Source organism: Neisseria sp. P0008.S010 (genome assembly GCF_051962715.1).
Taxonomy (GTDB): Bacteria; Pseudomonadota; Gammaproteobacteria; order Burkholderiales; family Neisseriaceae; genus Neisseria; species Neisseria elongata.
This window is the reverse complement of sequence record NZ_JBQCVA010000068.1, coordinates 1-8,163: the sequence shown is the minus strand read 5'-3', so window position 1 is coordinate 8,163 and position 8,163 is coordinate 1. Positions and strand designations below refer to the sequence as shown.

Below are 8,163 nucleotides of genomic sequence, written 5' to 3'. Positions count from 1 at the left end.
CGGTTCGGGTTAAGGGTAAATCTGATTGCAGGACTGATTAATGCGATGGGATGAATATTTTCGCAAGAGGTCTAATACCGTTATCCCGCAGTATTGGCCGTTGTGACTTCATGGCTGGATGAAAAAGATTATGTCCCATATGGCACGACCAAGTTACCACGTAATCGCTTTTAAAGTTGGCCGCAAATAAAAACTTTGCAGCAAAGCGGTCTGGTGGAAATTGCTTCCCATAGCGACAATCTGCATCGCGGTCAGGCCGGAAACCCTATGGGTTCGGAATTTGCCGCCGCCCTTTCTGGATATTACCGAAACGGCCGTTACGAAACAGCCGAAGAATATCGGCACAGGATAGAAGCAGATTTGAAAACGTCCGCAGACAAAATCGAGCGGCATACCGGAGTAAGGCCTAGGATTATCGTTTGGCCGTATGGGCAGTTTAACCAAACGGCCGTGAACATCGCCCGCAAAACAGGTTTTGACGGTAGTTTTTCACTCTACGACCGTCGGCTAAACCGTCTTTCAGACGGCCATATAGGCCGTGCAATGTTAGATGAAGGCAGTGATACCGCTTTTCTGCAAGCCTATTTGCAAGAACAACTGCCACGTCACAGACCGCAAAAAATAGCCCATGTCGATTTGGATTACATCTATGACACAGATGAGCGACAAATGAACCGCAATATTGATGCATTGATTGACCGCATCAGCAAATTGGGCGTGAACACCGTTTATCTTCAAGCATTTGCCGATCCTGACGGCGACGGCACAGCGGATGCCGTCTATTTCCCAAACCGCCGTATCCCCATGCGTGCAGACCTATTCAGCCAGGTTTCATGGCAACTAATGAGCCGTACGAAAACCGAAGTTTATGCCTGGATGCCGATGTTGGCTGTGAATGCAGGAAAAGGTTACGAATATGTAACCGACTATCGTACCTAAATGCCCGATCCCGCCCATTATCTGCGACTCTCCCCGTATAACGAAAAGAATCGGAAATTATTGGAAGATTTGTATGAAGACTTGGCCTTTCATGCCCGATTTAACGGCATCATCTTTCATGATGACGGCCTGCTTACCGACAATGAAGGCAAAATTGCACCTGGAAAGCGCAGTGAAGAACAATACCGCCGCGAAATTATACAAAAGACAAGATTTAATCAAGAGTCTAATCTACGTCTGCCCCTTTTTCTTTGCTTCCTACTGCGGTATTTCAGGCGGAAGATTTTGCCGCCTGCGGGGGTAACTTCGAGATACAGGCCGCCGCCGTCAAGCAGTTTGGCTTTCTTTCCTGCTTCGGTCGGCTTGGCGTTCCTGATTTGGCGGTCGTTTAGGGGCATTGGGGGGGGTATGTTTTCGGGGGTATTTTGAGATACCCCCAAATATACCCCTGCCCGCCGCTTTATTCAATTAAACAGGAATAGGCGGGATTGGACGGTAAATAGGGGCTGAAATGCCGTATGATGTTGTTTTTATTGCGTTTGGTTTACAGCGTTAGACGGTATTAGACAAAAAATAACCGCCGAAAGGGCGGTGTGATGTGGTGGCCAGAGGCAGGATCGAACTGCCGACACACGGATTTTCAATCCGTTGCTCTACCGACTGAGCTATCTGGCCACATTTGTTTGAAGCGCGCATTAAATCATGTTACGCACATCTAAGCAAGCGGAATTTAAGCTGACGGATTTATCAGGCTGATATTTATATAAATTAAATTTTAAAGAGGCCGTCTGAAAACCGGTTTGCCTGTTTGGCTGCATGTTTCAGACGGCCTGCCGTCCGGCGTTGCCTTATTTCGGATTTTTTTCAATCAGGGCGACCAGTTGGTCGATGTAGCCTTGTACGAAGCCGCGTGCCGATTCGATGAGTTTGCCGTTGTCGTCAAACAGGGTGGGTGAGTTGCCGAGGAAGGCTTCGGGCTGTCCGGTCAGCGGCATATTGAAATAGGACAAGGCTAGGCGCAGGTTTTTCTGCGAGCTGTAACCGCCCATTTTGCCGACGGAATGGCTGATGATGCCGGCAGGCGTGTTTTTCCAAGCGACGTCGGCGTTGGGTTTGGAGCCGATGTCCACTGCGTTTTTCAGGCAGGCGGGCACGGTGCGGTTGTTTTCGGAGGTAACGAACAAAACGCCGTCTGAAGCTTTGATGGTTTCGCGAAAGGCGGTGTAGCTTTCGGGCGTGGGGAAGTCGGTTTCGGCGGGGTCGTCGTAGTCGAAGTTGTAGAGCGGCAGGTGGCCGATTTCGACGATTCGGGCTTCATAGCCTTCCGGGAACATCGGGATGACGTTTTGCGCCACTTTGCGGGCGAACGAGCCTTTGCGCAGGCTGCCGACCAAGATGCTGACTTTTTTGCTCATTAGTGTTTCCTTTCGTGATTGCGGTGCGGAGGTTTGAATATTAAATCATAATGAGAATAATTGTAAAATCTGTTTATGGTCAGGTCAAGGTATCGGCGGACGGCGGGTACGTTCAATGCTAAAATAACTATTTTTAGGCCGTCTGAAAGAATCATAATGCAAACCCTTTCTTCCGAATTGCAGGCACGTGCCGCCAAAATCAGGCTGCTGATTATGGATGTGGACGGCGTGCTGACCGACGGGCGGATTTTCATCCGCGACAACGGCGAGGAAATCAAATCTTTCCACACGCTGGACGGGCATGGTTTGAAGATGCTGCAAAACAGCGGCGTTCAGACCGCGATTATCACCGGCCGCGACGCACCGTCTGTCGGCCTGCGCGTCCAACAGCTCGGTATCAACCATTATTTCAAGGGGATACACGATAAACGCGCGGCTTATGCCGAATTGCGCGGGTTGGCGGGCGTGGCGGAAGACGAGTGCGCCTTTATCGGTGACGACGTGGTCGATTTGCCGGTCATGGTGCGCTGCGGCCTGCCGGTGGCCGTGCCCGAGGCGCATTGGTTTGTCAAACAATATGCCGCCCACATCACCCTGAACCATGCCGGCTGCGGCGCGGTGCGCGAGCTGTGCGATTTGATTATGCAGGCGCAGGGCACTTTGGCTCCCGCTTTAGAAGAATATGTAAAATGATGCAGAAGTGGCGATACGGTTTGCTGTTTCCGCTGGTGTTGGCCGCAGTGTTGGGCGGGCTTTCCGCCTGGCTCGACCGCATCAGCGAGGTCACGGTGGAAGAGGTGGCACTGAATCCGAAAGAGCCGCAATATTCGATGTCGGGCATTGCCGGACGGCGTTTCGACAGCGAAGGCCTGCTGCGGGAGCAATTGGATGCCGAGGCGGCCTGGCAGTTGCCGAAAAGCACGGAAGTGGTTTTCAGACGGCCTGAAATGAAGATGTACCGCCAAGGCGTGAAAACCTACCAAATAAACGGCAACGAGGCGCGTTACGACACCGAAACTCGGCAGGCATTGTTCGAACAGCAGGTCGTACTGCACAAAGAGGCGGGCGACGGCCGGCCGGCCGGTAAGCTGACCGCCGAAAGGATAACCGTCGATACCGTCAAGAAAACCGCCGTTTCCGACCGCCCCGTACAATTCAGCTACGGCCTGTCGCACGGCTCGGCGGGCGGTTTCAGTTATAACGAAGAACAAGGGCTGCTCCTGCTGCCCTCACGAGTGAAAGCAACCATCTATGACCCGAAAAATCCTTCTTAAAGGCCTGTGCTGCGGCCTGCTGGCCGTTTCCCTCCAGGCGCACGCGCTGGAAAGCGACCGCAAGCAGCCGATCGAAATCGAAGCCGACCAAGGCGAATTGGACCAGAAAAACCAATCCACCACCTTCAGCGGCAACGTCGTCATCAAACAAGGCACGCTTAATATCCGTGCCGCCAGCGTCAATGTCGTGCGCAGCGCGGACGGCCAGCAGACCATGAAAGCCAGCGGCAGCCCCGTCCGCTTCGGCCAAACGCTAGACGGCGGCAAAGGAACGGTAAACGGCGAGGCCAACCAAGTCGAATACTCCTCGGCCAGCAACGTCGTCAAACTGAGCGGCAACGCCAAAGTAACGCGCGGCGGCGACAAAGCCGAGGGCGCGGTCATCACCTACAATACCCGCACCGAAGTCTATACCGTCAGCGGCAGCAAGGCGGCGGGCGGCAAGCCGGGCAAACGGGTCAATATCGTGATTCAGCCGAGCAGCACGGGCGGGAAGAAATAGGCCGTCTGAAAAACAGCGCGGGCAGCACAATGAAAGCCGGGTATCGATGCCCGGCTTTTGTTTTTTCAGACGGCCTGAAAGGGAAAGGCCGTCTGAAAGGAAGATACCGAAACGGCGGATTGCCTTTCGACCGGTTTCGGGGAAACCGAAATTTGTGCGGATATGCCGCACATTGCCTGTGGCGCGGAGGTTTATGCAGACAGCGGCTTGTCTCCGGCAGGAGTGGCATGGAAAATGATGAGGCTGATTGACGAAAGGATGAGCAATGGAAAATGCGGATTACATTTGGGAGTAAATCAGTGTTTGGTTTGCTGTTTCATTGATGGTTTATTGGATTGTTGTGATAGGTTGGGCAGTATGGAAAGAGAGAACTTAGTTGCTTCTTGCAAAAAATTGATTGCTGGATGGGAAAAAACCGCTGACAAAAAAAGGGAAAAGCTAATTCTAAAAAAGAAAATATTGACTGAAAAATGGATGAAATTCAATAATGTAGGGAAAGTTTTTTGTTCAGGAATAGTGTCCCTTGTTATTTTCGTCATTTTGTTTATCTTTTTTCAAATTTGTTTCCCGGAGCTGATGGAAAAATCCGCCGGGCTTTGGAATTTTATTATTTTGGTCGTTTCCGCTCCTGTCGCCTTCGTCATCTGGCATTTCCGCGACGAAAACAACAGGCAGCAAATCGAAAACCAACGGAAAGACATCAATCTGAAGGAATTTCAAAAACTGTCCGAATGGGTGAGCGGTGCACATTTGCCGGAAATCAAAACGATTGATAAAACCACGCAAAAGGAAGGTTTAAAAGACAAGGGCGAAACTGATGGGGAATTTCAGCTTATCGAGCGTACAACGGAGAAAACGGAAGAGTACAGCAAAAAACCGCATGCCGAGGGTTTCGATACTTTTGGCAAGCGTGAGGGAGCGGTTGCCTTGCAGATTTCCGCCGTCTATAACCTGCTGCCGTTTTTCAGGGGCGATTATGGCGAAAGTTTCCGCATGCCGGCATTCAATCTGTTGAAATCCGCCTGGCAGGCAATGCAGCAGGACAGCTTGAAGAAATGGGAAACGGCAAACTTACCCAGTAAGCGAAAAGCAATTATTGAGGAATTAAGGCTGAAGGCAGAAAGCCCTATGGGTGTGGCTTTAACCCATGTGCTGCTCAGCTTGGATCAGAAAAATACGCAACTGAATCTGCGCGATTTTCCTGAAATGCTGCCGAATCTTTGCCTGGCCGGGATAAATTTTCATTTGAGCGGGGTTGATGAAAAGGCCAGGAATTGGTCGGGTTTGAATTTGAGCGGGGTTGATTTTCGGGGAGCCCATCTAAAAGAAGTTCATTTTGAAGAAAGTCAATTGGATGGTGTGAATCTGCAATATGCCGATTTGTCGGAAGCCAAACTGCAAAATGCTGATTTGTCGGAAGCCAAACTGCAAAAGGCCTATTTATCGATGGCCAAGCTGCAAAATGCCAATTTGTCGAAAGCCAACCTGCAAAAGGCCTATTTATCGATGGCCAAGCTGCAAAATGCTGATTTGTCGAGAGCCAACCTGCAAAATGCCAAATTATTGTTTGCCAACCTGCAAAATGCTGATTTGTCGAGAGCCAACCTGCAAAATGCCAAATTATTGTTTGCCAACCTGCAAAATGCCAATTTGTCGGGAGCCAACCTGCAAAATGCTGATTTGTTGAGAGCCAACCTGCAAAATGCCAAATTATTGTTTGCCAACCTGCAAAATGCTGATTTAAGGATATGTGACCTTTTTGGGTGGGAGCAACTAGAACAAGTAAATGATGGCGGTTTTACTGGTTCTAAAATTACCGAAGAGGATTTTAAAGACAAAATTTATCCCGAATGGAAAGCAGAAACCGATCCCGAATGGGAAGCATTGACAGAGGGTGAAAGAATGACCACCATGCAAAAATTTCATGGTGAAACAGGGGTATGTATTTATGATAAATCGAGGAATCAAATCATACCTTAGCTGACCGCGCCTTGGGTTGCTTAAAGGCCGTCTGAAACGTTTTTTCAGACGGCCTCTTCCATTCGCAGACCGTTATGGCGGATAAGGTTTGCGGTTGATTTGTTTTTATCGGCTGATGTTTAAAACTTTTCCCAGTCGGCAAATTCTTCGTTGATTGTCCAGCCTCCGCTGTTCGGTTCGGCGGCATCGGCGGGGGATAAGTCCATGATGCAGTTTGTCCATGCGCCGTGGGTGCCGCCGTTGCAGGGGTAGGCGTATTGCCGTTGTTTTTTTAGCCGCAGGGTGGTTTGCAGCAGGGCGGTGAGGCGGTTGAGGGATGCGTTTACGGCGGTTTCGCCCAGTTCGTCGAAATGGTCTTGGCGGAAGCTGAGCAGCAGGCCGCTGTGGCTGAAGCCGTAGATGCCGGTCAGCTTCAGGGTCAGGGCGGGGGTAGTGTTTTGTTTGGCGCAGGCGGCGGGGGAGGGGAATTCGGCGGAGAAGAAGTCGAAATGGAAGGTGTCCGGCCGGGTGCTGCGGTGGTAGTTGTCGGCGAGTTTTTGCAGGGTTTCGTCGCGCCACGACAGGCGGCCGTGTTTGATTGCCTTGCCGCCGTCAAATTGGCCGGCGTTGATGCGGGGCGTGCCTTTGATGTTGCGGGCGAGGGGGGTGGTTTCGGCGATGAATGCGGGCCAGAAGCCGTGGTTGTCGAGGTGTTGGTTGAGGGTGAGCGGGGAGAGGAGGATGAAGTTTTGGTGGAGGTTGGCGAAGTTCATGGGCGGCTCCTTGGGGCGGCTTGCAAGCGGCGTGCAGCATTTTGTCGGGCGGGTTGTTCGGGGTTGGGGGCGGCGGTTGAGGGGAAGCCGCTTCAGCCGCCTGTGTGCTTGTGATGTGTATGGTTGTTTATGGGGCAAAAGGCCGTCTGAAAGGTGCAAAATCCGTTTTCAGACGGCCTCTTTTTTGCGCAGCACTTGTTTGATGTCGCCGCCGTCGAGGATTGTTACGGAACGGGTTTGCCATGATGCGGGTTGTTGCAGGGCGGCGGGGTTTTCGGGCAGGTCGAACAGGCTGCGGGCGTTGCCACCGAGGATTTTGCCCGCTTGGTAGAGGACGATTTCGTCCGCCAAGCCTGATTGCAGGAATGCGCCGCACAGCGTTGCGCCTGCTTCGACCAGGAGTTCGCCGATGCCGCGTTCCGCCAGCAGGGTTAGGGCGGCGGGCAGGCTGATGCGGCCGTCGGCGGCGGGGACGCTCAGGATGTCGAGATGCGAGACGGCTGCGAGGGCGGCGGGGTATTTTTCGGGCGGGACGGCGGTCAGGAGCAGGACGGGCGATTCGGGGTCGGCCAGCAGTTTGGCCGTCGGCGGCAGGCGCAGGCGGCTGTCGAGGACGATGCGGAGGGGGTGGCGCAGGGTGGGGAAGGCGCGGACGTTGAGTTGGGGGTCGTCGGCCAGTACGGTGCCGATGCCGGTGAGGACGGCGCAGCTTTCGGCGCGCAGGATTTGTACGTCGTGTCGGGCGGCTTCGCCGGTAATCCATTGGCTGAGGCCGTCTGAAAGGGCGGTTTTGCCGTCGAGGGAGGCGGCGCATTTGAGGCGGACGAAGGGGCGGCCGCGTTCGATGCGCGACAGGAAGCCGCGGTTGAGTTCGCGCGCTTCGGTTTCGAGCAGGCCGCTTTCGGTTCGGATGCCGGCGGCAGAGAGCATGGACAGGCCTTTGCCCGCCACTTGCGGGTTGGGGTCGGCGATGGCGGCGACGACGCGCGATACGCCCGCCTGTATCAGGGCTTCGGCGCAGGGCGGGGTGCGGCCGTAGTGGCTGCATGGTTCGAGGGTAACGTAGGCGGTCGCGCCGCGCGCGTTTTCGCCCGCCTGGCGCAGGGCGTGGACTTCGGCATGGGGGCCGCCCGCTTTGAGGTGGAAGCCTTGGCCGACGATTTGGCCGCCGTGTGCGATGATGCAGCCGACGCGCGGGTTGGGGGAGGTGGAGAAGCGGCCTTCGGCGGCGAGGGTCAGGGCGCGGCGCATCATGTCGCGGTCGGTGTCGCTGAAAACGGGGGTGGAGGGTGCGGTGGGGG

8 protein-coding genes, 1 tRNA gene and 1 pseudogene are annotated in these 8,163 nt (G+C 53.7%); 5 read left to right on the top strand and 5 right to left on the bottom strand.

Annotated features, from left to right (window positions below; translation table 11 throughout):
* Positions 1-213: 213 nt before the first annotated feature.
* A pseudogene (gene pgaB / locus ACTHSL_RS11845) lies at positions 214-1,083 on the top strand (poly-beta-1,6-N-acetyl-D-glucosamine N-deacetylase PgaB); the annotation flags it as partial.
* A gap of 74 nt (positions 1,084-1,157) precedes the next feature.
* Here the strand turns inward: pgaB and ACTHSL_RS11840 are convergent.
* From ACTHSL_RS11840 to ACTHSL_RS11830, 3 genes are all read right to left on the bottom strand, one after another.
* Positions 1,158-1,337 carry an Arm DNA-binding domain-containing protein gene (locus tag ACTHSL_RS11840; protein ID WP_440381557.1) on the bottom strand — a complete coding sequence of 60 codons (180 nt, stop codon included), beginning with the start codon at positions 1,335-1,337 and terminating at the stop codon, positions 1,158-1,160.
* Positions 1,338-1,538: 201 nt separating this feature from the next.
* A tRNA-Phe gene (locus tag ACTHSL_RS11835) sits at positions 1,539-1,614 on the bottom strand.
* Between the two features lie 173 nt (positions 1,615-1,787).
* Entirely contained in the window at positions 1,788-2,354 is a 567-nt protein-coding gene (locus ACTHSL_RS11830; protein WP_049252524.1) for an NADPH-dependent FMN reductase, read from the bottom strand.
* 156 nt (positions 2,355-2,510) lie between these two features.
* On the opposite strand from ACTHSL_RS11830, the gene ACTHSL_RS11825 reads away from it, so the two are divergent.
* The 4 genes from ACTHSL_RS11825 (at position 2,511) to ACTHSL_RS11810 (ending at position 6,110) form a co-directional block, all read left to right on the top strand.
* The gene (locus tag ACTHSL_RS11825; RefSeq protein ID WP_049249406.1) at positions 2,511-3,047 is read left to right on the top strand and encodes a KdsC family phosphatase; all 537 of its coding nucleotides are present in this window, start codon (positions 2,511-2,513) and stop codon (positions 3,045-3,047) included.
* Positions 3,044-3,628, top strand: coding sequence for an LPS export ABC transporter periplasmic protein LptC (gene lptC / locus ACTHSL_RS11820; RefSeq protein ID WP_440381555.1), 585 nt, complete (start codon positions 3,044-3,046; stop codon positions 3,626-3,628). The genes ACTHSL_RS11825 and lptC overlap by 4 nt, the downstream gene beginning before the upstream one ends.
* On the top strand, positions 3,606-4,130 hold the full coding sequence (gene lptA, locus ACTHSL_RS11815) for a lipopolysaccharide transport periplasmic protein LptA (RefSeq protein WP_041961268.1): 525 nt from the start codon (positions 3,606-3,608) through the stop codon (positions 4,128-4,130). Before lptC ends, lptA begins: the two co-directional genes overlap by 23 nt.
* Before the next feature lie 162 nt (positions 4,131-4,292).
* Positions 4,293-6,110, top strand: coding sequence for a pentapeptide repeat-containing protein (locus ACTHSL_RS11810; RefSeq protein ID WP_440381554.1), 1,818 nt, complete (start codon positions 4,293-4,295; stop codon positions 6,108-6,110).
* A gap of 119 nt (positions 6,111-6,229) precedes the next feature.
* Here the strand turns inward: ACTHSL_RS11810 and ACTHSL_RS11805 are convergent, their stop codons facing one another.
* Together ACTHSL_RS11805 and ribD are read right to left on the bottom strand one after the other, a co-directional pair.
* Positions 6,230-6,862, bottom strand: a complete 633-nt coding sequence (locus ACTHSL_RS11805) for a hypothetical protein (protein WP_440381553.1) — start codon at positions 6,860-6,862, stop codon at positions 6,230-6,232.
* 168 nt (positions 6,863-7,030) lie between these two features.
* Complete coding sequence (ribD, locus tag ACTHSL_RS11800) at positions 7,031-8,116, bottom strand: bifunctional diaminohydroxyphosphoribosylaminopyrimidine deaminase/5-amino-6-(5-phosphoribosylamino)uracil reductase RibD (RefSeq protein WP_440381556.1); 1,086 nt, start codon at positions 8,114-8,116, stop codon at positions 7,031-7,033.
* Positions 8,117-8,163 lie beyond the last annotated feature (47 nt).